Raw genomic sequence first — 23,106 nt, 5'->3', positions numbered from 1 at the left:
CGGTTACCTGTAGGAGCGAGGCTTGCCCGCGAAGAGGCCGTCACATCCAGCATAAATGTTGGCAGTAAGATCGCTTTCGCGGGCAAGCCTCGCTCCTACAGGTCCGAGATCTGTTCGGGAGAGGTAAAACCACCCGTTTAGTGTGGTCGCTCAGGCGAAAGCCGGGTTAGACTCCTTGGCCCTGCCCAACCCGCTCAGTGATGCTTTCCGATGCTCGAACAGTACGTCAAGAAGATCCTCACCTCGCGCGTTTATGACGTTGCCGTAGAAACCCCATTGCAGACTGCTCGCCAGCTCTCCGAGCGGCTGGGCAACAGTATTTGGCTCAAGCGCGAAGACTTGCAGCCCGTGTTCTCGTTCAAGATTCGCGGCGCTTACAACAAGCTGACGCAGCTGAGCGATGAAGAACGGGCGCGCGGTGTGGTTACCGCATCGGCGGGCAACCATGCTCAAGGCCTGGCCCTGGCGGCCAAGGTGTTGGGCGTGAAAGCCACCATCGTGATGCCCAAGACCACCCCCGAGATCAAGGTCGAAGGCGTGCGTTCCCGTGGCGGCAAAGTGGTGCTGCACGGCGATTCGTTCCCGGAAGCCCTGGCCTACTCGCTGAAACTGGTCGACGAAAAAGGCTACGTCTACATCCACCCCTACGACGATCCCCACACCATTGCCGGGCAGGGCACAGTGGCGATGGAGATTCTGCGCCAGCACCCGGGCCGTCTCGACGCGATTTTCGTCCCGGTGGGCGGCGGCGGCTTGATCGCTGGCATCGCCGCTTACGTGAAATACCTGCGCCCGGAAATCAAGATCATCGGCGTCGAGCCGGATGACTCCAACTGCCTGCAAGCCGCCATGGCCGCTGGCGAACGGGTGATTCTGCCGACCGTGGGCATCTTCGCCGACGGTGTGGCCGTGGCGCAGATTGGCCAGCACACCTTTGATATCTGCAAACACTATGTCGATGAAGTGATCACCGTCAGCACCGATGAAATCTGCGCGGCGATCAAGGACATCTACGACGATACCCGCTCGATCACCGAACCTGCCGGCGCCCTGGGCGTGGCCGGGATCAAGAAGTACGTCGAGCAACGCGGCGTCACCGGGCACACGTTCGTGGCCATCGACTCCGGCGCCAACGTCAACTTCGACCGCCTGCGCCACGTTGCCGAGCGCGCCGAGCTGGGCGAGGGCCGCGAAGCCATCATCGCCGTGACCATCCCCGAGAAACCGGGCAGCTTCAAAGCCTTCTGCGAAGCCGTCGGCAAACGCCAGATCACCGAATTCAACTACCGCTACAACACCGGCAGCGAAGCGCACATCTTCGTTGGCGTACAGACGCACCCGGACACCGATCCGCGCAGCGCGTTGATCACCAGCCTGAGCGAACAGGGCTTTCCGGTGTTGGACCTGACCGACAACGAACTGGCCAAGCTGCACATCCGCCATATGGTCGGTGGCCGTGCGGCCCAGGTTGTCGATGAAGTGGTGCTGCGCTTTGAGTTCCCGGAACGTCCGGGAGCGCTGTTCAACTTCCTCAACAAACTCGGCGGGCGCTGGAACATCTCGATGTTCCACTACCGCAACCACGGCGCGGCGGATGGCCGGGTAGTCGCCGGCCTGCAAGTGCCCCACGACGAACGTCATCTGGTGCCCGCAGCGCTGGAAGAAATCGGCTACCCGTACTGGGATGAAAGCGACAACCCGGCCTACAAACTGTTTCTCGGCTGAGCGGCTACGCTGATGGGCACGTCATAAGGAAATCGAACCATGGAAACATTAACCGCCCTCAAAGTGGCGCATGTGGTGGCGACGGTGTTGCTGCTGGCCAGCGCATTGGGCCTGGCGATCTGGGTCGGGCTTGCGCGGCGTAAGGGTGATGCCACGGCGGGCAGTCGCACGCTGCAACGGCCACGGGTGTTCGTCTGGCTGCTGATGGGCCTGGCCTTGCTGAGTATGCCGTTCACCGGTTGGTGGATGGTGCATCTGGTGGGCTGGCCGCTGGGGCAGACCTGGATTCTGGCGTCGAGCGTGCTCTACACCCTGGCGGCGCTGGCGTGGTTCTGGCTGCTGGTGCGGCTGAACAAGCTGCGCAAGGCGCCGGGTGGCGTGGGGAAGTTTACCTTTGCGTTGGCGTTGTTCAGTTTTGTCTGCTTGATCGCGATTGCGGGTTTGATGGGCGCGAAACCGGTTTAAGGCTTTTGACCGAGTCGGCCCCTTCGCGGGCAAGTCGAATCGTCGCACCGCTCGCTCCTGCGGTTTATGCGCCGTGTCCATTTCCGGCGCGCAACACAAATCCTGTAGGAGCGAGGCCGCGAAGGCGATATCAGTCGCGCAGAGTCATCACCGGCCAACCGCGCTTCTCGGCTTCAGCCCGCAGATTCGGATCAGGGTCCACCGCGACCGGATGCGTCACCTGCTCCAGCAACGGCAAATCATTCATCGAATCGCTATAGAAATAGCTGTCTTCCAGCGAATGCCCGGTTTCTTCCAGCCAGCGACTCAAGCGCGTGACCTTGCCTTCACGGAAGCACGGAATGTCGGTGCTGCGCCCGGTGTAGCGGCCTTCGATCATTTCGCATTCGGTGGCGATCAGGGTGTCGACGCCCAGGCGCCGGGCAATCGGCCCGGTGACGAAACGGTTGGTGGCGGTGATGATCACCAGTTTGTCGCCGGCTTCGCGGTGTTTGGCCAGCAGGGCCAGGGCCTTGGGCAACACGATCGGTTCGATGCAGTCGCGCATGTAGTCCAGATGCCATTGATCCAGGGTGGCCATCTCGGTGCGGCCGAGGATTTCCAGGCAAAAGTTCAGGTACTCGGCGTTATCCAGCTTGCCCGCGAGGTAATCCTGATAGAACTCGTCGTTGCGTGCCTTGTACGTCACGGCATCGAGAAAGCCGCGTTCGCACAGGTAATCGCCCCAGGCGTGGTCGCTGTCGCCGCCCAAAAGCGTGTTGTCCAAGTCGAATAAAGCCAGGCGCATTGCAGTTACTCGCTGAAAAGTCTGTAGAAAGGCGCCCAGAATACGTACTTTTCACAAGAGTGCACATAAGGTGGGCCGGCTCGTTGCTGCCTTCACAACCTTTGTGGAACAATGCGGCGACATGCGTTTGCGAGGTTGTTGCCGTGATCGACCCCGATGGTTTCCGCCCCAATGTCGGGATCATTCTCACGAATGATGCCGGCCAGGTGCTATGGGCTCGCCGTATCAATCAAGATGCCTGGCAGTTTCCACAGGGCGGAATCAACCCCCAGGAGACGCCGGAAGACGCCTTGTATCGCGAGTTGAACGAAGAAGTGGGTCTTGAGCGCGAAGATGTTGAAATTCTCGCCTGCACCCGGGGCTGGTTGCGCTATCGTTTGCCGCAACGTCTGGTCCGTACCCACAGCCAACCGCTGTGCATCGGCCAGAAACAGAAATGGTTTCTCCTGCGCCTGATCTCCAACGAGCAGCGGGTGCGGATGGATTTGACCGGTAAACCGGAATTCGATGGCTGGCGCTGGGTCAGTTATTGGTATCCGTTGGGCCAGGTGGTGACATTCAAGCGCGAGGTGTATCGACGCGCTCTCAAAGAGCTTGCCCCGCGCCTTTTAACGCGCGACTGACGACGGAGTTCGACCCCGAGCCATGCTCAATACGCTGCGCAAGATCGTCCAGGAAGTTAACTCCGCCAAGGATCTCAAGGCGGCGTTGGGGATTATTGTGTTGCGCGTCAAAGAGGCCATGGGCAGCCAGGTCTGCTCGGTCTACCTGCTTGATCCGGAAACCAACCGCTTCGTACTGATGGCCACCGAGGGCTTGAACAAGCGCTCGATCGGCAAAGTCAGCATGGCGCCCAACGAAGGTCTGGTTGGCCTGGTCGGCACGCGTGAAGAACCCCTGAACCTCGAAAACGCCGCGGATCACCCGCGCTACCGTTACTTCGCCGAGACCGGTGAAGAACGCTACGCCTCATTCCTCGGGGCGCCGATCATTCACCACCGTCGCGTCGTCGGCGTGTTGGTCATTCAGCAAAAAGAACGCCGCCAGTTCGATGAAGGTGAAGAAGCCTTCCTCGTGACCATGAGCGCGCAACTGGCGGGCGTTATCGCCCACGCCGAGGCCACCGGTTCGATCCGTGGCCTGGGCCGCCAGGGCAAAGGCATCCAGGAAGCCAAGTTCGTCGGCGTGCCGGGTTCGCCGGGTGCGGCGGTCGGGACCGCGGTGGTCATGCTGCCACCCGCCGACCTGGACGTGGTGCCGGACAAGACCATCACCGACATCAACGCCGAACTCGGGCTGTTCAAGACCGCCATCGAAGGCGTGCGCGCCGACATGCGCGCCTTGTCCGCCAAGCTCGCGACCCAGCTGCGGCCGGAAGAGCGCGCGCTGTTCGACGTCTACCTGATGATGCTCGACGATGCCTCCCTGGGCAGCGAAATCACCACGGTGATCAAGACCGGCCAGTGGGCCCAGGGCGCGTTGCGCCAGGTGGTCACCGAGCACGTCAACCGTTTCGAATTGATGGACGACGCCTACCTGCGTGAGCGCGCCTCCGACGTCAAGGACCTGGGCCGGCGCTTGCTGGCTTACTTGCAGGAAGAGCGTCAGCAGACCCTGGTCTACCCCGACAACACCATTCTGATCAGCGAAGAACTGACGCCGGCGATGCTCGGCGAGGTGCCGGAAGGCAAGCTGGTGGGTTTGGTGTCGGTACTCGGCTCCGGTAACTCCCACGTTGCAATCCTGGCCCGTGCCATGGGTATTCCGACGGTGATGGGCCTGGTCGATCTGCCGTATTCCAAGGTCGACGGCATCCAGATGATCGTCGACGGCTACCACGGCGAGGTTTACACCAACCCGAGTGACGTACTGCGCAAGCAGTTCGCCGAAGTGGTCGAGGAAGAGAAACAACTGTCCCTGGGGCTGGATAAGCTGCGGGACTTGCCGTGCGTGACCCTCGACGGCCACCGCATGCCGCTGTGGGTCAACACCGGCCTGCTGGCGGACGTGGCGCGGGCGCAGAAGCGTGGCGCCGAAGGCGTTGGCCTGTACCGCACCGAAGTGCCGTTCATGATCAACCAGCGCTTCCCGAGCGAAAAAGAGCAACTGGCGATCTATCGCGAGCAGCTCGCCGCGTTCCACCCGCAACCGGTGACCATGCGCAGCCTGGACATCGGCGGCGACAAGTCGCTGTCGTACTTCCCGATCAAGGAAGACAACCCGTTCCTCGGCTGGCGCGGCATTCGCGTCACCCTCGACCACCCGGAAATCTTCCTGGTCCAGACCCGCGCCATGCTCAAGGCCAGCGAAGGCTTGAACAACCTGCGGATCCTGCTGCCGATGATCTCCGGCATCCACGAACTCGAAGAAGCCCTGCACCTGATCCACCGGGCCTGGGGCGAAGTCCGCGACGAAGGCACTGACGTGCCGATGCCGCCGATTGGGGTGATGATCGAGATTCCGGCGGCGGTGTACCAGACCAAGGAACTGGCGCGGATGGTGGACTTCCTGTCGGTCGGCTCCAACGACCTGACTCAGTACCTGCTGGCCGTGGACCGCAATAACCCGCGGGTGGCCGACCTTTACGACTACCTGCACCCGGCGGTGCTGCAAGCCCTGCAGAACGTCGTGCGTGACGCCCATGCCGAAGGCAAGCCAGTGAGTATCTGCGGCGAGATGGCCGGCGACCCGGCAGCGGCGGTGCTGTTGATGGCGATGGGCTTCGACAGCCTGTCGATGAACGCCACCAACTTGCCGAAAGTGAAGTGGATGCTGCGTCAGATCAACCTGAGCAAGGCCAAGGAATTACTGGCGGAGTTGATGACCATCGACAACCCGCAAGTTATCCACAGCTCGCTGCAATTGGCGCTGAAGAACCTTGGGTTGGCGCGGATGATCAATCCGGCTTCGGTCAAGACCCTCTGAAAGGCTGATGGCCCCTTCGCGGGCAAGCCTCGCTCCTACAGGTCTGGTGTTGTTCGCGGATATCGCAAATCACCTGTAGGAGCGAGGCTTGCCCGCGAAGGCGTCGGCACAATCACCGCAATCTAAACCCTGATCTCCACTTCCCCCAAATGCCCGCCATACGGCCCGAAACTCCTTTCGACCATCACCCGCGTCCCATCCGCCGAAACAATCAACGCCGTACTCGCCCGGGTCCCATACGTCGGGCTGGCAATAAACACACTCGACAACAACGTCTCGGTGGCCAATCCAACCCCGGTATCCGGCAGCTCCGTGAGCGGCGCCGTTGCCGAGTCCGCCAAAATCGCCAGCAACGCCGCAGGTTGCGGATCATCCAGTAGTTCGCTCAATGCAGCCTTGGCCTTGAGCACCTTGGGCCACGGCGTATCCAGCCCCGCGTTCGACAGCCCATAAACCCCGGGCGCCAGCATCACCGCCTCGGTATCCCAAGCATTGAAGTGCCACAGCTCGTTGGAATTGCCGACCAGCAGGTTAAACCCGGCGTATTCCGCCGAACGGGCGACAACGTCGCTTAAATAGTCATCAATCGACATCTCGCCGCTGAGAAATCCTGCGACCAGTTCACCCCGTGATTTCGGTGACGCTGGTTGATCGGGTTTGCGGATATTGGTCAGCGCGGCAAAGCGCCCATTGGCACCGATACCGAGCCAGGTACCGCCCGCTTCCAGATCCCGACCGGCATGGACATGAGGTGCATCGGCCCATTGCGCCAGGGGCTGGGTGGGCCGTGCATAGAATTCGTCGCGGTTGGCCGCCACGATCAGCGGCTGGGCGTGGCCCGGTCGCCAAGCGAAAACAATCAGGCACATAAGGTGGTCCTTGTGTGTTTTTGCTCACTCTACGCAGACATTGCGCGCGCATCCATCGCCATCCAGTAGAGCTTGAGGCCATGCATCCGTTACCATGCCGCTCCTATTTTCGGGATGCGTGGACTACGGCCATGGAATTTCTGCTCTACCTGGCGCTGGGCGCCTGTGCAGGCGTGCTGGCCGGGTTGTTTGGCGTCGGCGGCGGGATCATTATCGTCCCGGTGCTGGTCTTCAGCTTCAAGTTGCAGGGCTTCGATCCGTCGATCCTCACGCACCTGGCCGTCGGCACGTCCCTGGCGACGATCATTTTTACTTCGGTCAATGCAATCCGCGAGCATCACCGTCGCGGCGCCGTGCGTTGGCCGATCTTTGCCTGGATGACCCTCGGCATCCTGATCGGCGCCGGTTTCGGTGCGCTGACCGCCGAAGCGATCTCCGGCCCGCATTTGCAGAAGATCATCGGCGTCTTCGCGCTGATCGTCGCCGCGCAGCTCGCTTTGGACTTCAAACCCAAGGCCAGCCGAACGGTGCCGGGCAAAGTCGGTCTGACCGTGGCCGGCAGTGTGATTGGCTGGGCCTCGGCGATTTTCGGGATTGGCGGCGGGTCGTTGACGGTGCCGTTCCTGACCTGGCGCAGCGTGCCGATGCAGCAGGCGGTGGCCACGTCATCGGCCTGCGGGCTGCCCATCGCTCTGGCAAGTGCATTAAGTTTCATGATTCTGGGCTGGCACGATCCATTGTTGCCGGCCCATAGTCTCGGTTTTATTTATTTGCCGGCGCTGCTGGGGATCGCCCTGACCAGCATGTTCTTCGCCCGCTTCGGCGCGCGACTGGCGCACAATTTGTCGCCGCGCTTGCTCAAAAGACTGTTCGCCGCTTTGCTGTTGTGCGTCGGCCTGAATTTCCTGCTCTGACAATCCCGGCTTAATCCTGAGGTGGCAACGTCCCCCGGGAATTTTGAAGGTTTCAACTCTAACGAGGAGTCGCAATGCTGCCTTACCCGCAGATCGACCCGGTGGCCCTGGCCATCGGTCCGCTGAAAATCCACTGGTACGGCCTGATGTACCTGATCGGCATCGGCGGCGCCTGGCTGCTGGCGTCCCGTCGCCTGAACCGCTTCGACCCGACCTGGAGCAAGGAGAAACTCTCCGACATGGTCTTCTGGATGTCGATGGGGGTGATTGTCGGCGGCCGCCTGGGCTACGTGCTGTTCTACGACCTGAGCGCGTACCTGGCCAACCCGATGCTGATTCTCGAAGTGTGGAAGGGCGGCATGTCGTTCCACGGCGGGTTTATCGGCGTGATGCTGGCGGCGTTGTGGTTCGGCAAGAAGAACAACAAGTCGTTCTTCCAGTTGATGGACTTCGTTGCACCGATGGTGCCGATCGGCCTGGGTGCCGGGCGCATCGGTAACTTCATCAACGCCGAGTTGTGGGGCAAGCCGACCGATGTGGCGTGGGCGATGGTCTTCCCGACCGATCCGGCGCAGCTGGCACGTCATCCTTCGCAGCTGTATCAGTTCGCGCTGGAAGGCGTGGCGCTGTTCCTGATCTTGTGGATCTTCTCGCGCAAGCCACGGCCAACCATGGCGGTGTCCGGGATGTTCACGCTGTTCTACGGCATCTTCCGTTTCATCGTCGAATTCGTCCGTGTGCCGGACGCGCAACTGGGCTATCTGGCCTGGGGCTGGCTGACCATGGGTCAGGTGCTGTGCGTACCGATGGTGCTCGCCGGTCTGTTCCTGATCTGGCTGGCGTATCATCGCGCCCCGGCAGCGCCAGCGGCGGCCGTATAAATTCGAATCCCGGGGGCGACGGCTCCCGGGTTCAAGGACACAGGTAACTCATGAAGCAATATCTCGATCTGGTGGCCCACGTCATCAAGAACGGCACCAAGCAAGCCAACCGCACTGGCGTGAACACCATCAGCTTCCCTGGCGCGATGCTGCGCTATGACCTGAAGGAAGGTTTCCCGGCGATCACCACCCGCAAAATGGCTTTCAAATCGGCCATCGGCGAGATGTGCGGTTTCCTGCGTGGCGTGAACAACGCCGCCGAATTCCGCGCCCTGGGCTGCAAGGTCTGGGACCAGAACGCCAACGAAAACGCGCAGTGGCTGGCCAACCCGTTCCGTCAGGGCGAAGACGACCTCGGCGAGATCTACGGCGTGCAATGGCGCAAATGGCCGGCGTACAAGCAGATCCCGGTCAGCAACACCGCCGCCATCGAGCAGACCTTGAGCCAGGGCTATCGGCAGATTGCCGAAGGCGAAGAAGACGGCCAGGCCTACGTGGTGCTGTACAAGGCGATCGACCAGATTCGTCAGTGCGTCGACACGATCATTAAAGACCCGGGCAGCCGCCGCATCCTGTTCCACGGCTGGAACGTTGCCCAGCTCGATGAAATGGCCCTGCCGCCGTGCCACTTGCTGTACCAGTTTCACCCGAATGTCGAGACCAAGGAAATCTCCCTGACCCTCTACATCCGTTCCAATGATTTGGGCCTGGGCACGCCGTTCAACCTCACCGAAGGCGCCGCGCTGCTGAGCCTGATCGGGCGCCTGACCGGCTACACGCCGCGCTGGTTCACCTATTTCATCGGCGATGCGCACGTCTACGAAAACCACCTGGACATGCTGAATGAACAGCTCAAGCGCGAGCCATTCCCGATGCCAAAACTGGTAATCAGTGATCGTGTGCCGGCGTTTGCCGAGACGGGTGTGTATCAGCCGGAATGGCTGGAGCTGATCGAACCGAGCGATTTCTCGCTTGAGGGTTATCAGCACCACGCGCCGATGACCGCGCCGATGGCGGTCTAATCAGGCACCGCTTCGCGGTGTTCGCGGGCAAGCCTCGCTCCTACAGGGAAATGCGATGATCGTTCCCACGCTCTGCGTGGGAATGAATCCCGTGACGCTCTGCGTCACAGTGGACGCGGAGCGTCCATGGCGGCATTCCCACGCGGAGCGTGGGAACGATCAGGCCGGGTTATGCGGTGTGTTTAATGGCCGTGACTGCGGCCTACATGGGAATGCTCAACCTCCGTCGCCACCACCCCGCCACTCACTTCCAACCGCTGCAAAATCCCACAATGATCGACATTCGGCCCTTCACCACAACGTTGGCGCAGGTCGAGCAGTTGTGTCTGCAAGGCCAGCAAGCCGTCGATCCGTGCCTTGACGTGGTGGATGTGTTCGTCGATCAGCGCATTCACGTTTTCACACTGATCCTGCGGGCTGTCGCGCAGGGTCAGCAGGCTGCGGATTTCTTCGAGGGTCATGTCGAGGGTGCGGCAGTTGCGGATAAACGTCAGGCGTTCGGCGTGGGCCTGGGTGTAGACGCGGTAGTTGCCGTCGCTGCGGGCGGGCTCTGGCAGCAGGCTTTCGCGCTCGTAATAACGGATGGTTTCCACCGCGCAGTCGGTCAGTTTGGCCAGTTCTCCGATCTTCATCGCGACAATCTCCAAAAGGTTGCTTGACCCTATAGTGGCTACAGGGTCTTTACTTGGCAACAGGCACCTTTCATGGACGCGACCCGATGAGCGATTCCCTTCACACCCACAAACCCGAGGCTGATCACGATCACGATCACGATCACGATCATGATCACAGCCACAAGCTGCAGCCTGTGCAAAAGCACGCCCATGGCGGCCATGGCGATTCCTGCTGTTCGTCGAAAGCGGCAGCGCCATCGCTGATCAAGTTAAGCGAAACCTCGACCGACGGCGCGCGGCTGAGCAGTTTCCGCATCGATGCCATGGACTGCCCGACCGAGCAAACGCTGATTCAGAACAAGCTTGGAAAATTGACCGGCATCCAGCAGTTGGAGTTCAACCTGATCAACCGGGTACTGGGCGTGACCCACGACCTGCCGAGCACCGCACCGATCATCGACGCGATCAAGTCGCTGGGCATGGTGGCCGAGCCGTTGGAAAAAGGTGTTGAAGCCCCTGCGCCGGTCGCCGAGAAGAAGCACTGGTGGCCATTGGCGCTGTCCGGCGTGGGTGCCCTGGCGGCTGAAGTGATCCACTTCACCAACGCCGCGCCGAACTGGGTGGTGGCCATCATTGCGCTGGTGTCGATCCTCAGTGGCGGCCTGACCACTTACAAAAAAGGCTGGATCGCCCTCAAGAACCTCAACCTGAACATCAACGCGCTGATGAGCATCGCGGTGACCGGCGCGATCCTGATCGGCCAGTGGCCGGAAGCGGCCATGGTGATGTTCCTTTTCACCGTGGCCGAGTTGATCGAAGCCAAGTCCCTGGACCGTGCGCGCAACGCCATCGGCGGGCTGATGCAGATGACCCCGGAACAGGCCACGGTGCAGCAGGCTGATGGCAGTTGGGTCGAACAGGACGTTAAAAGCATCGAACTGGGCGCGCGGGTGCGGGTGCGACCGGGCGAGCGAATTGGTCTCGACGGTGAAGTCGTGTCTGGCACGTCCACCATCGATCAGGCGCCGATCACCGGCGAAAGCCTGCCGATCGAGAAAACGGTGGGCGATAAAGTCTTCGCCGGCACCATCAACCAGGCGGGCTCTCTGGAATACACGGTGACCGCTGCCGCCAACAACTCGACCCTGGCGCGGATCATCCACGCCGTGGAGCAGGCCCAAGGCGCCCGGGCACCGACCCAGCGCTTCGTCGATCAATTCTCGAAAATCTACACCCCGGCGGTGTTTGTCCTCGCCCTGGCCGTGGCGGTCATCCCGCCGCTGTTCATGGGCGCGGTGTGGTTCGACTGGATTTACCGGGCGCTGGTGTTGCTGGTGGTCGCTTGCCCATGTGCGCTGGTGATTTCCACTCCGGTGACCATCGTCAGCGGCCTCGCGGCAGCGGCGCGCAAAGGGATCCTGGTCAAGGGCGGCGTCTATCTGGAGGGCGGTTACAAGCTCGATTACCTGGCCCTGGACAAGACCGGCACCATCACCCATGGCAAACCGGTGCAGACCGATTTCCTGTTGCTCGTGCCGACCGCCGCAGACACGGCCCCGGCGATTGCGGCGGCGCTGGCTGGCCGCTCCGATCACCCGGTATCGCTGGCCATCGCCAACGCGTCTGTGGATAAACAATTCGCGCCGCAGGTTGTGGATAACTTCGAAGCCCTGGCCGGACGCGGTGTGCGCGGCGAGGTTAACGGTCAGGTCTACCACTTGGGCAACCATCGCCTGGTGGAAGAGCTCAACCTCTGCTCGCCAGAACTGGAAGAGAAACTGTTCGCTCTGGAGAAGCAAGGCAAATCCGTGGTGCTGCTGCTCGATCAGTCCGGTCCATTGGCGCTGTTCGCCGTGGCCGACACGGTCAAGGAATCCAGCCGCGAAGCGATCCAGCAACTCCACGACCTGGGCATCAAAACCCTGATGCTCACCGGCGACAACGTCCACACCGCCCAGGCGATTGCCGCACAAGTGGGCATCGACGAAGCCAAGGGCGATCTGTTGCCGACCGATAAGCTGCAAGCCATCGAAGCCTTGTATGCACAGGGTCACAACGTCGGCATGGTCGGCGACGGCATCAACGACGCCCCGGCGCTGGCCCGGGCGGAAATCGGTTTCGCCATGGCTGCGGCGGGCACCGATACCGCCATTGAGACCGCCGATGTCGCCCTGATGGACGACGATCTGCGCAAGATCCCCGCGTTCATTCGCCTGTCGCGGCAAACCTCGAGCATCCTGAAACAGAACATCGCCCTCGCTTTGGTCATCAAGGCGATCTTTCTTGGGGTAACCTTCGCCGGGATCGCCACCATGTGGATGGCGGTGTTCGCCGACATGGGCGTGAGCCTGTTGGTGGTGTTCAATGGTTTGCGCCTGTTGCGCAAATAAACAATGAGGGAAGGGTGTGCTGAGTGCCGAGCTGAAGGCGTTTTACATGGTGGCCCGCCTGGGCAGCATTACCCTGGCGGCGAAGAAGCTCGGCCTGAGCCAACCCACCGTGACCACGCAGATTCGCAATCTGGAAAGCCAGTACTCGGTTGAGCTGTTCTACCGTGGCGGACGCCGCCTCAGCGTCAGTGACGAAGGCGCGCGGCTACTGCCGATGGTCAAGGCGCTGTTGCAGCAGGAAGCCGATATCGAGTTTTTCCTGCGCAACAGCGGCCAGGTCCAGGGCACTTTACGCATTGCGGCCACGGCGCCGTATTACATCCTCGATCTGGTGAAGACCTTTCGCGAGCGCTTGCCGCAAGTGGAAGTGTCGGTGGAAATCGGCAACTCCCAGCAAGTTCTCGAAGCGCTGGAGGATTACCGGGTCGATGTCGCCGCCTCTTCGCAGTTGCTGGACGATGCGCGGCTGATCCGCCGGGTGCTCGGCAGCGACCCATTGGTGCTGGCGGTGCACCGTAATCATCCGCTGGCGGTGCACGACCATGTGCCGCTCAGTGCGTTGGCTGGGCATACGTTGTTGATGCGTGAGTCGGGTTCGACCACTCGGCGGTTGACCGAAGAATTGCTGGCCGGCGCCGGGGTGAGTTTCGGGCCGTTGCTGGAGATTGGCAGCCGCGAGTCGATTCGCGAGGCCGTGCTGCGCAATATCGGCATCAGCATCATCGCCCGGCAGGAAGTACCCCATGATCCGCAGCTGCGGGTGCTGACGATTGAGAATGCGCCGCAGATTCCCGAGTATTTGTATTGCCTCAAGGAACGCAAAGGCGCGCGGTTGCCGGCGGCGTTTCTGGGGTTGGCGCAGGAAATGGCCCCCGCGTAATGATCGTTCCCACGCTCCGCGTGGGAATGCAGCCCGGGACGCTCTGCGTCCCATCCCGAGCCGAACGCGGAGCGTCCGTTGAGGCATTCCCACGCTCCGCGTGGGAACGATCGGCGGTGAACCAAAATCCCCGAATACCACTATCAACCGTTTTTGCCTCACTGCCACATGACGGACGCATTACAAACCTAGGATGGGCCTCATCTGCTTGATGAGGTCTGTCCATGAACCACTCGATCGCAACTGCCCTGACCAACCCCGGCGCACCGATGAAGGTGCGTGGCGTGCAGAAACGCTTCGGCGCGTTCACTGCGCTGGATAACGTCTCCCTCGACGTGGCGGCCGGTGAGCTGGTGTGTCTGCTGGGCCCGTCGGGTTGTGGCAAAACCACCTTGCTGCGCTGCATCGCCGGCCTGGAGAAACAAGACAGCGGCGAGTTGTACCTCGGCGAGCGCGATGTTTCCCACCTGGCGCCGCAAGCCCGGGACTACGGAATCCTGTTCCAGTCCTACGCGCTGTTCCCCAATCTGACCGTCGAAGCGAACATTGCCTACGGCCTCGCCGGCAGTGGTCGCGATGAAGTGCGCAAGCGCGTCGGCCAGATGCTGGAACTGGTCGGCCTGCTCGGCAGTGAGAAAAAGTACCCCGGCCAATTGTCCGGCGGCCAGCAACAGCGGGTTGCCCTCGCTCGGGCCCTGGCCCCGGCGCCTTCGTTGTTGCTGCTCGATGAACCGATGTCCGCCCTCGATGCCCGGGTCCGCGAGCACCTGTGCACCGAGCTGCGCCAACTGCAACGCAACCTCGGCGTCACCACGCTGATGGTCACCCACAACCAGGACGAGGCCATGCTGATGGCCGACCGTATCGCCGTGATGAACAACGGCAAGGTCGAGCAGTACGCCACGCCGCAGGAAATCTACGACCGCCCGGCCACGCCATTCGTGGCGGAGTTTGTCGGCCAGGGCAACTGGCTGCCGTTCCATCGCAGCAGCGACAGCCACGCCCAGGTCGGTGGCATGAATATGCGCCTGGCCGAAGGCAGTGCCAAAACCGCTTCCGGCCGTCTGTTCTGCCGCCCGGAGGCGATCAACGTCAACCCGCCGGTACATGAAGAAAACCTGTTCCCGGCCAAGGTTCGTGAAATCACCTTCCTCGGCAATCGTTGCCGCATGAGCTTCGAGCTCGATCAACTGCCGGGCCACGCCTTGCTCGCGGAACTCGCCCCGGATGCCATGCCGCGCCTCGGCGCCCAGCACATCATGGTCGCCTTGCCTCCACGCAGCCTGCAGGTGTTTGCCTGATGAGCGCGAACCTCGCGCTGCCGATACCGCACAAGCAGGTTCGGCAGACCTCCCGTGCCGAGATCGGCGACCGGGTGTTCGTGGTCGGCGGCAAAGTCCTGTTGCTGGTGTTGCTCGGCCTCGCGGTGTTGATGCCGTTGCTGGCGATCTTCTGGCGCGGCTTCAGCGCCGAAGCCGGGCAGGGCGGTGGTTTGGTCGCTGCTCGTGAACTGGTCACCAGCGCGAATTTCCATTGGTTGCTCGGCAATAGCCTGAAAGTTTCCCTCAGCGTCGCGGCGATTGTCGTACCGCTGGCCTACCTGTTTGCCTACGCATTGCAACGCACCTTGATTCCGGGCAAAGGCATCTGGCGCGGCATGTCGTTGTTGCCGCTGATGGCGCCGTCGATGCTGCCGGGGATTGCGCTGGTTTACCTGTTCGGCAATCAGGGCCTGTTGCGCGGATTGCTCTCGGACAATATCTACGGCTTCTGGGGCATTGTTCTGGGTGAGGTGATCTACACCTTCCCACATGCCTTGATGATTCTTCTGTCGGCGCTTTCGTTGGCGGATGCGCGACTGTTCGATGCGGCGTCGAGCATGGGCGCCAGTCCGGCCAAAGCCTTTCGCAGCATTACCTGGCCGGCGACGCGTCAGGCGGTGTTCGCGGCGTTCTGTTTAGTCTTCACGTTGACCATCACCGACTTCGGCGTGCCCGTAGTAGTCGGCGGTGATTACCAAGTGCTGGCGCTGGAAGCCTACAAAGCCGTGGTCGGCCAGCAACAGTTCGGTCGTGGCGCGTTGATCGGCATGGTGTTGCTGCTGCCGGCGCTGTTCAGCTTCGGGGTCGACGCCTGGTTGCGTCGACGTCACGGCGATTCCATGAGCGGCCGCGCGCAAGTGTTCAAACCGGCGCCATCGCAGCTGCGGGACGGCTGCTACCTGGCCATCGTCCTATTGATCTGCGCGGTGTTGCTGCTGGTGTTCGGCATGGCGGTGTACTCGTCGCTGGTGAAATTCTGGCCGTACAACCTGTCGCTGTCGCTCAACCATTACCAGTTCAACGACACGGCGGGCGGCGGCTGGCTGGCCTATGGCAACAGCGTGAAGATGGCGTTGTGCACGGCGTTGATCGGCAGCGTGCTGATCTTCACTGGCGCCTACCTGATGGAAAAAACCAAGGGCCAGCGCGGACTGAATCTGACACTGCGCATGCTCAGTTTCGTACCGATGGCGGTGCCGGGACTGGTGTTGGGTCTGGGTTACGTCTTCTTCTTCAACCTCAGCGGCAACCCGCTGCATGTGCTCTACGGGACCATGACGTTGCTGGTGGTCTGCACCATTGCTCACTATTTGACCACCGCGCAAATGACCGCCACCACCGCGCTGCGCCAGCTCGACGCCGAGTTCGAAGCCGCCGCGCTGTCGCTCAAGGCGCCGCTGTATCGGCATTACCTGCGGGTCACCGTGCCGATCTGTCTGCCGGCGCTGCTGGACATCGTGCGCTACCTGTTCGTCTCGGCCATGACCACCGTCTCGGCGGCGATCTTCCTCTACAGCCCCGACACCATCCTCGCGGCGGTGGCGGTGCTGAACATGGACGACGCGGGCAACGTCGGCGGCGCGGCGGCGATGTCGACCCTGATTCTGTTCACCTCGGCGGGCGTGTCCCTGCTGCTGGCCTGGGCTTCGCGCGGTTTGCTGCGTCGCTCCCAGGCCTGGCGGCAGACCGCGCCTGGCAACTGATTCAATAAATAAATCTGTCCCCATAAAAGGAACCGCATCATGTTCAAGCCTTTGGCCCTGGCCGCTGCTGTCCTCACCACTTTCAGCCTGAACGCCTTCGCGGCGAAAACCGAGTTGACGGTGTACACCGCCCTCGAAGCCGAACAATTGAAGACCTACAAGGACGCCTTCGAAAAGGCCAACCCGGACGTTGAGATCAAGTGGGTGCGTGATTCCACCGGGATCATCACCGCCAAGTTGCTGGCCGAGAAAGAGCGCCCGCAAGCCGATGCGGTCTGGGGCCTGGCCGCGTCGAGCCTGGCGATTCTCGATCAACAAGGCATGCTGCAAAGCTACGCGCCGAAGGACCTGGGCAAGATCGGTGGCAACTACCGCGACGCCGCCAACCCGCCCGCCTGGGTCGGCATGGACGTGTGGGCCGCGACCATTTGCTTCAACACTGTCGAAGCCGAGAAGCAGGGCCTGACCAAACCCGTGAGCTGGCAAGACCTGACCAAGCCTGAGTACAAAGGCAAGATCGTCATGCCCAACCCGGCCTCGTCCGGCACCGGTTTCCTCGACGTCAGCGCCTGGCTGCAAACCTTCGGCGAGAAGCAGGGCTGGGCCTACATGGATGGCCTGCACCAGAACATCGGCCAGTACGTTCACTCCGGTTCCAAGCCGTGCAAACTCGCGGCTTCCGGGGAATTCCCGATTGGTATTTCCTTTGAATACCCGGCGGTTCAACTGAAACGCCAGGGCGCGCCACTGGATATCATCCTGCCGAAAGAAGGCCTGGGCTGGGAAATCGAAGCCACCGCCGTGATCAAGGGCACCGCCCACGAAGACGCGGCGAAGAAACTGGCCGACTTCTCCGCCAGCCCGGCGGCGATGGAGCTCTATAAAGAGAACTTCGCGGTCCTCGCGCAGCCAGGTATCGCCAAGCCGCAGACCGAATTGCCGGCAGATTACGAGCAGCGTCTGATCAAGAACGACTTCGCCTGGGCCTCGAAAAATCGCGACGAGATCCTGACCGAGTGGCGCAAGCGCTATGACGGCAAGTCCGAGAAAGTGGTTGCCAAGTAACCGACACCGCTCGACCGATCGTTCCCACGCTCTGCGTGGGAATGCAGCCAAGGACGCTCCGCGTCCTCTGTGACGCAGAGCGTCACGGGATTCATTCCCACGCGGAGCGTGGGAACGATCATTGGGGGAACTCTATGACGCAACACCACGACATGCTCATCGTCGGCGCCGGCATCCTCGGCCTGTCCCATGCCTACGCCGCCGCCAAGCGCGGTCTGAAAGTCAGCGTTTTCGAACGCAGCGAAACACCTTTGGGCGCCTCGGTCCGCAACTTTGGCCAGGCCCTGGTCACCGGCCAGCCACCGGGTCCGATGCTCGAACTGGCCAAAGCCAGCCGCGACATCTGGGGCCATTGGGCCAACGTCGCCGGCCTGCCACTCAAGCGCAACGGCTCGTACCTGTTCGCCCGCACCGAAGCCGAAGAACACCTGCTGCAAGCCTTCTGCAACGGTCGCGCCGTGGAACACAACTACAACGTCGAACTGCTGCGCGGTGCTGCCCTGCGGGATTTGTACGGCGGCCAGTTCAGCCATCACCGCGCCGCGCTGCACGGCATCGACGATCAGCAACTGTATTCCCGCGAAGCGATTCCGGCGCTGATCGATTACCTGCGCCGCGAACTCGGCGTCGAGTTTCACTTCTCCACCCTGGTGCGCGACATTGAGCCCGGTCGCTTGCACAGCACCGCCGGCAGCTTCAGCGCCGGGCAGATCATCGTTTGTTCGGGGCACGACTATCAGACCTTGCTGGCCGAACCGATCGCCGCGCTCAACCCGCACATCTGCCGCCTGCAAATGCTCCGCGCCCGGCCGCAGATCGATCTGAATCTGCAACACGCATTGCTCACCGGATTGAGCTGCGTGCATTACGGCGCATTCGCCGACCTGCCGGAAGCCGCCGCCGTACAGGCGCAAATCCTGCGCGATGCCCCGCACCTGCACGACAACGGAATCCACCTGCTGATCAGCCCGACGCCTTACGGCGAATTGATCATCGGCGATTCCCATCACTACGGCAGCGATCCCTCACCGTTCAACGCCGAGCAGGTGGACGACTGGATGATCGAACTGGCCGAACAGACGTTGGGCTGCAAGATTCAGGTCATCGAGCGCTGGCAGGGGGTCTATGGTTCCAAGGGGCCGGGCCCGTTCTCGTTCCTGCGCCCGCAACCCGGCGTCAGCGTGGCGCTGATGCACACTGGCGTCGGCATGAGTGTCGGGCCGGCGATGGCCGAGCGTAACGTCGGCCTTCTATTGGGAGAGGATTGATGGCGCGGCATGAACAAGTGATTGCCGAGGTGTTCGCCCTGTACGAACGCTTCGGCGACAGCGACTACATCGGCGAACCGGTGTCGCAGATCGAGCACATGTCCCAGGCCGCCGAATTGGCCATGGCCGAAGGCTTCGACGATGAAGTGGTGTTGGCGGCGTTCTTTCACGATATCGGGCATATCTGCACCGAGAGTGCCGAGAACATGGGCGGTTTCGGCGTGGTCAGCCATGAACGCCTCGGTGCTGACTATCTGCGCCGCGCCGGTTTCAGCGAACGCATGGCGCGGCTGGTGGAATACCACGTGCATGCCAAGCGGTATCTGACGCTGAAAGAGCCGGGGTACTACGAACGCTTGAGCGAGGCCAGTCGCCGGACCCTGGAATATCAGGGCGGGGTGATGACGCCGGCCGAGGCTGAGGCGTTCGAGCAGGACCCTTTGTGTGCGGTGAGTTTGCGCATGCGCCAGTGGGATGAGCAGGCCAAGGAGATGTGGGTGCCGGTGTTGGATCTTGGTCTTTTGAAGGCAAAGGCGTTGCGCCTGTTGGCGGCGTAAAGGTTGAAACCGAGTCGCGGCATTCGCGGGCAAGCCTTGCTCCTACAAGGGATCAGCGCCACCCTCCTGTAGGAGCAAGGCGTGCCCGCGATGGCGTATAGATAGATCGTTCCCACGCTCGGCGTGGGAATGCCTCAAGGGACGCTCCGCGTTCCAGTGACGCAGAGCGTCACGGGCTGCATTCCCACGCCGAGCGTGGGAACGATCACTCAACCACTTTCGCAGCCAACCCCTCAACCTGCTCCTGCCGCTCCGCCTGGCTCAACTTCGCCTGGGGATTGAGCGACGACCACTGCGGATGCGCCCGCGCCTTGTTCAGCGCCTCGGGCAGTTTGCCTTCGCGCCAGGTCTTGTCCTGGGGCGTGGCCACCTGGATGCTGTCCATCGCCGCATGCCCGCGCTGGTTCAAGGCTTGTACCAGTTGCCGCTGACGCAGGGCCAATAGCCGCAACACGCTGTCATCGACGGTCAATTCGCGCTGGCCCTTGATCTTGCCCAGCAAGCGCCCGCCGTAACTGCGGGCGGTTTGCAGGGCACCGCCAGCAATCGCCCCGGCCAATGCCGCCACGCCGAGGGTCAGGCCGCCGACCAGCAGATCCACGCCAGCCCCCGCCGCCGCACCCGCCGCAATGCCACCGCCAACCCGCACGCCCAATTGCTTGAGGGTTTCGGGGTTGAACAAGTCATCGCCCCAACGGCCGTCAAGCAGCGGCAAGTCACTGGCCGCCGCGTCTTGCGGGCGGAAGGCGTAGAGCTTGAGCAAGGCTTCGACGCAACGCTGTTCCCGTTGGCGCACGGCTTTGCGCAGTTCGCTGATGGCTTGTTGTTCCTGTTCCGCCTCGCTGACCACGCTGCGTCGGCACGCAGCGCAATCGATCAATAAATCGGCAATCAGCCGCGCCGCGCTGTGCTGACGGGCGATGCGCTGGGCCTGTTGATCGGCGATCAGGCGATCCAGTTGCGGGCGGGCGTTTTCCAGCAACAGCGCGAGGCTTTCATAGAGGCGGCGTTCGCCATCCTCCGGCGGGGCGACGCTGTCGAAACGCACCAACGCATGCAGCCCGAGACGCGCCAGAGCTTCACGCCAATCCGGCTCGCGATGCTGGGCGCTGCTGACGAAATTCAGCACCGGCAGCAGCGGTTTACCGCAACTGGCCAACACTTCCAGTTCATCGCGGTACTTGGCCAGCACCGGTTCCCGGGCGTCGATCACATAGAGGCCGGCGTCCGAGGCCAATAGTTGGCGCAGCACTTTGGCTTCCTGTTCGAAACGCTGCCGAGCTTCGCTGCCCTCAAGGAATCGCGTCAGTCGCGCCGGGCCGTCGAGGCGTTCGCCCGGGCGCTCCAGGCGTTCGAGGTAGTCGAGCAGGGCGATGGCGTCTTCCAACCCGGGCGTGTCGTAGAGGTCGAGCAACGGTTCGCCGTCCACCGACAGCCGGGCACCTTCGACATGCCGAGTGGTGCTGGGCCGATGGGACACTTCGCCGAAACCGACATCTCGGGTCAGGGTGCGCAGCAATGAGGTCTTGCCGACGTTGGTGTGGCCGACCACCGCGAGTTTCAAAGGCTTAGTCATGACCGCTCTCCAGCCAATTCAACGGCGCGCAATCGGCGAAGGGCAGTTCGAGTTGCTGCAAGGCCACGTGCCAGTCGCCGAGGCGCTCGGCATCCAGCGCTTCGCCGGGCGGTGCTTGCAGCAGCCAGACGCGGGTGGCGCTGGCGTTGCGTGCCAGCTCGGCGATCAAGGCCAGGCTGCCGCGATCCGGCGAACGCCGTGGATCGCAGGCAATCGCGAGGCGTGCCGGGGGAAAACGGCTCAATTGTTCGAGGAGTTTGTTACGGGATTCGCGGCTGTCGAGGATGCCCGCATCGCTGACGGATTTGGGCAGGGCCGGCGGCCACGGGCGTTGATCGTCGAGTTCGATGGCCACCAACAGTGCGCCTTCGGTTTGCAGGTCACTGACGCCGCTTTCGACGCGGTGAAGCTGATCCGGCGCGGCATCGCTGATCCCGAGGCGTTCGCTGGTGGGCATCAGGCGTTCGCGCAATTGCGCGTAGCCGGGCAGGTTCAGGTCCAGACGCAGGGTCGCGCGCCCGCGCCTCCAGCGCCAGCGGCAGAACAGCATCAAAAACAAACGCGGCAATACGCCGTAAATCAGCACGGCACCGACCAGCCAAATGGCCCAGCTCTGACGTACCAGCTCCCGGTTGTAATCGGTGTCCAGGGTGACACGAATCATGTCGACTCGGGGTGCGCTCCAGCCCAGCGCATGGGGCACGGCCGCCAAGGCGTCAGTCAGGGCCGCAAAAAAGTCGGCGCCAAACAGCGTGCTTTCCCAGATGAAGTCATAGCGCCGGGTGGCCATCATGAGCACCAGTAACGTCAGGGCGCTGAGCATGATCAGCAACCAGAGACCGTTGACCAGCGTTCCGATGGCCCAGCGATTGAGTTTATGGCGTTGCAGCAACAGCAGCAGGGCGGGTGGCAGCTGTGCGGCTTTGGTATCGCGCGCGAATTTTTCGCTGAGCCACAACCACAGACGGCCGAGGGCGGCGCCATGCTCACCGGCAAACACCAGGCCCATCGCCCAACTCAGCATCAGAATCAGGTTCAGGCCCAACAGCGTACCCAACGCCCAGAACACATTGACCGGCTGTGTGCCGTTGCCCAATGCCGAGAACGCCAGGCCGGCGCCGCTAATGGCCGCCAGCACGATCATCAACAACAACGCCAGGCGCGCCCCTTGCAGCCAATGTTTGAGCGCGCTGGTCAGTCCATCGCGCTCGGCCAGCCACAGGGCGCGGCGTTGAATCCGTGTCGGCAGATCGCCGCCGGCACTGCGGGCCAGTCGGTTGGCTTCCAGGTCGTCCAGAGGGCCGGCGTGTTCTTCGCGCAGGCGGATGGTTTCTGTCAGCCAGAGGTTATTCAGTTCAGTCACGCGGCATCCCGTCGCTTAGATGAACGGTGAGCATAACCGCTGTGGCGCTTATCGGGAAAAGGGAGGCTCTGGTATCCTCGCCGGCATGACTAAATCACTCCCCCTCAGCCTGATCGCAGCCCTCGGTGAAAACCGCGTGATCGGCGTCGACAACAGCATGCCCTGGCACTTGCCGGGGGACTTCAAATACTTCAAGGCCACCACCCTGGGCAAGCCGATCATCATGGGTCGCAAGACCTGGGATTCCCTCGGTCGTCCGCTGCCGGGCCGGTTGAACATCGTGGTCAGCCGTCAGGTGGATCTGGTGCTGGAAGGCGCGGAGGTTTATCCGTCGCTGGAAACTGCCGTCGTTCGCGCTGAAGAATGGGCAAAAGCGCAGGGCGTCGATGAGTTGATGCTGATTGGCGGGGCGCAGTTGTATGCGCAAGGGTTGGCGCAGGCTGATCGGCTGTATCTGACGCGCGTGGCGTTGAGCCCGGAAGGGGATGCATGGTTTCCAGAGTTTGATTTGAACCAATGGACGTTGGTGTCGAACATCGAGAATCCGGCAGAAGGGGATAAGCCGGCGTACGCGTTTGAGGTTTGGCAGCGCACATAGACCGTTCCCACGCTTTGCGTGGGAATGCAGCCCGTGACGCTCCGCGTCACTGGACGCGGAGCGTCCCTAGAGGCATTCCCACGCGGGAGCGTGGGAACGATCGGTGCTGCAAGTACAAGCGGATGGGCTTTTTCTTGCAGCTTGCAGCTTGCAGCTTGCAGCTTGCAGCTTGCAGCTTATAG

At 62.1% G+C, this 23,106-nt stretch carries 20 protein-coding genes; 15 read left to right on the top strand and 5 right to left on the bottom strand.

The features are described 5' to 3' along the window. The first annotated feature begins 210 nt into the window (after positions 1-210). Together ilvA and ACY4LX_RS31975 are read left to right on the top strand one after the other, a co-directional pair. Positions 211-1,725, top strand: a complete 1,515-nt coding sequence (gene ilvA / locus ACY4LX_RS31980) for a threonine ammonia-lyase, biosynthetic (protein WP_463258775.1) — start codon at positions 211-213, stop codon at positions 1,723-1,725. 39 nt (positions 1,726-1,764) lie between these two features. Beyond that, positions 1,765-2,190, top strand: coding sequence for a DUF2269 family protein (locus ACY4LX_RS31975; protein WP_463258774.1), 426 nt, complete (start codon positions 1,765-1,767; stop codon positions 2,188-2,190). A 130-nt stretch (positions 2,191-2,320) separates the two neighbouring features. On the opposite strand, the gene ACY4LX_RS31970 is transcribed toward ACY4LX_RS31975, so the two are convergent. Then, positions 2,321-2,977, bottom strand: a complete 657-nt coding sequence (locus ACY4LX_RS31970) for a histidinol-phosphatase (protein ID WP_463258773.1) — start codon at positions 2,975-2,977, stop codon at positions 2,321-2,323. A 143-nt stretch (positions 2,978-3,120) separates the two neighbouring features. On the opposite strand from ACY4LX_RS31970, the gene ACY4LX_RS31965 reads away from it, so the two are divergent. After that, complete coding sequence (locus ACY4LX_RS31965; protein WP_007945562.1) at positions 3,121-3,600, top strand: RNA pyrophosphohydrolase; 480 nt, start codon at positions 3,121-3,123, stop codon at positions 3,598-3,600. Between the two features lie 22 nt (positions 3,601-3,622). Next, positions 3,623-5,902 (top strand): phosphoenolpyruvate--protein phosphotransferase, encoded by a 2,280-nt coding sequence (ptsP, locus tag ACY4LX_RS31960; protein ID WP_149660284.1) that lies wholly within the window; start codon positions 3,623-3,625, stop codon positions 5,900-5,902. Between the two features lie 122 nt (positions 5,903-6,024). Here the strand turns inward: ptsP and ACY4LX_RS31955 are convergent, their stop codons facing one another. Further along, positions 6,025-6,771, bottom strand: coding sequence for an NRDE family protein (locus ACY4LX_RS31955; RefSeq protein ID WP_348133409.1), 747 nt, complete (start codon positions 6,769-6,771; stop codon positions 6,025-6,027). Positions 6,772-6,902: 131 nt separating this feature from the next. On the opposite strand from ACY4LX_RS31955, the gene ACY4LX_RS31950 reads away from it, so the two are divergent. From ACY4LX_RS31950 to ACY4LX_RS31940, 3 genes are all read left to right on the top strand, one after another. Continuing rightward, positions 6,903-7,685, top strand: coding sequence for a sulfite exporter TauE/SafE family protein (locus ACY4LX_RS31950; protein ID WP_149660286.1), 783 nt, complete (start codon positions 6,903-6,905; stop codon positions 7,683-7,685). A gap of 74 nt (positions 7,686-7,759) precedes the next feature. Beyond that, positions 7,760-8,566 (top strand): prolipoprotein diacylglyceryl transferase, encoded by an 807-nt coding sequence (lgt, locus tag ACY4LX_RS31945; protein ID WP_463258772.1) that lies wholly within the window; start codon positions 7,760-7,762, stop codon positions 8,564-8,566. 50 nt (positions 8,567-8,616) lie between these two features. Then, on the top strand, positions 8,617-9,588 hold the full coding sequence (locus ACY4LX_RS31940) for a thymidylate synthase (protein ID WP_348133412.1): 972 nt from the start codon (positions 8,617-8,619) through the stop codon (positions 9,586-9,588). Between the two features lie 182 nt (positions 9,589-9,770). On the opposite strand, the gene cadR is transcribed toward ACY4LX_RS31940, so the two are convergent. Continuing rightward, entirely contained in the window at positions 9,771-10,220 is a 450-nt protein-coding gene (gene cadR / locus ACY4LX_RS31935) for a Cd(II)/Pb(II)-responsive transcriptional regulator (protein ID WP_149660288.1), read from the bottom strand. A gap of 86 nt (positions 10,221-10,306) precedes the next feature. On the opposite strand from cadR, the gene ACY4LX_RS31930 reads away from it, so the two are divergent. The 7 genes from ACY4LX_RS31930 to ACY4LX_RS31900 all read left to right on the top strand — a co-directional run bounded on the left by ACY4LX_RS31930 (position 10,307) and on the right by ACY4LX_RS31900 (position 19,387). Beyond that, positions 10,307-12,592 (top strand): heavy metal translocating P-type ATPase, encoded by a 2,286-nt coding sequence (locus tag ACY4LX_RS31930; RefSeq protein WP_463258771.1) that lies wholly within the window; start codon positions 10,307-10,309, stop codon positions 12,590-12,592. 16 nt (positions 12,593-12,608) lie between these two features. Beyond that, positions 12,609-13,472 carry a LysR family transcriptional regulator gene (locus tag ACY4LX_RS31925; protein ID WP_133835545.1) on the top strand — a complete coding sequence of 288 codons (864 nt, stop codon included), beginning with the start codon at positions 12,609-12,611 and terminating at the stop codon, positions 13,470-13,472. A gap of 224 nt (positions 13,473-13,696) precedes the next feature. Continuing rightward, positions 13,697-14,773, top strand: coding sequence for a putative 2-aminoethylphosphonate ABC transporter ATP-binding protein (locus ACY4LX_RS31920; protein WP_463258770.1), 1,077 nt, complete (start codon positions 13,697-13,699; stop codon positions 14,771-14,773). After that, entirely contained in the window at positions 14,773-16,497 is a 1,725-nt protein-coding gene (locus ACY4LX_RS31915) for a putative 2-aminoethylphosphonate ABC transporter permease subunit (protein ID WP_463258769.1), read from the top strand. The genes ACY4LX_RS31920 and ACY4LX_RS31915 overlap by 1 nt, the downstream gene beginning before the upstream one ends. A 39-nt stretch (positions 16,498-16,536) precedes the next feature. Then, on the top strand, positions 16,537-17,562 hold the full coding sequence (locus tag ACY4LX_RS31910) for a putative 2-aminoethylphosphonate ABC transporter substrate-binding protein (protein WP_149660292.1): 1,026 nt from the start codon (positions 16,537-16,539) through the stop codon (positions 17,560-17,562). 134 nt (positions 17,563-17,696) lie between these two features. Beyond that, a complete protein-coding gene (locus ACY4LX_RS31905) occupies positions 17,697-18,830 on the top strand; it encodes a TIGR03364 family FAD-dependent oxidoreductase (RefSeq protein WP_463258768.1) in 1,134 nt (377 codons plus the stop codon). Beyond that, a complete protein-coding gene (locus ACY4LX_RS31900; RefSeq protein ID WP_463258767.1) occupies positions 18,830-19,387 on the top strand; it encodes a phosphonate degradation HD-domain oxygenase in 558 nt (185 codons plus the stop codon). Before ACY4LX_RS31905 ends, ACY4LX_RS31900 begins: the two co-directional genes overlap by 1 nt. A gap of 205 nt (positions 19,388-19,592) precedes the next feature. Here the strand turns inward: ACY4LX_RS31900 and ACY4LX_RS31895 are convergent, their stop codons facing one another. Together ACY4LX_RS31895 and ACY4LX_RS31890 are read right to left on the bottom strand one after the other, a co-directional pair. Further along, a complete protein-coding gene (locus ACY4LX_RS31895) occupies positions 19,593-20,963 on the bottom strand; it encodes a GTPase/DUF3482 domain-containing protein (protein WP_149660295.1) in 1,371 nt (456 codons plus the stop codon). Then, complete coding sequence (locus ACY4LX_RS31890) at positions 20,956-22,326, bottom strand: DUF2868 domain-containing protein (protein ID WP_463258766.1); 1,371 nt, start codon at positions 22,324-22,326, stop codon at positions 20,956-20,958. Before ACY4LX_RS31890 ends, ACY4LX_RS31895 begins: the two co-directional genes overlap by 8 nt. Positions 22,327-22,411: 85 nt before the next feature. Between ACY4LX_RS31890 and ACY4LX_RS31885 the strand changes: the two genes are divergently transcribed. After that, positions 22,412-22,924 carry a dihydrofolate reductase gene (locus ACY4LX_RS31885; protein ID WP_463258765.1) on the top strand — a complete coding sequence of 171 codons (513 nt, stop codon included), beginning with the start codon at positions 22,412-22,414 and terminating at the stop codon, positions 22,922-22,924. Positions 22,925-23,106: the final 182 nt, after the last annotated feature.

It is taken from the genome of Pseudomonas sp. Emmai (genome assembly GCF_055179735.1).
This window is presented reverse-complemented; position numbering and strand designations above follow the sequence as displayed.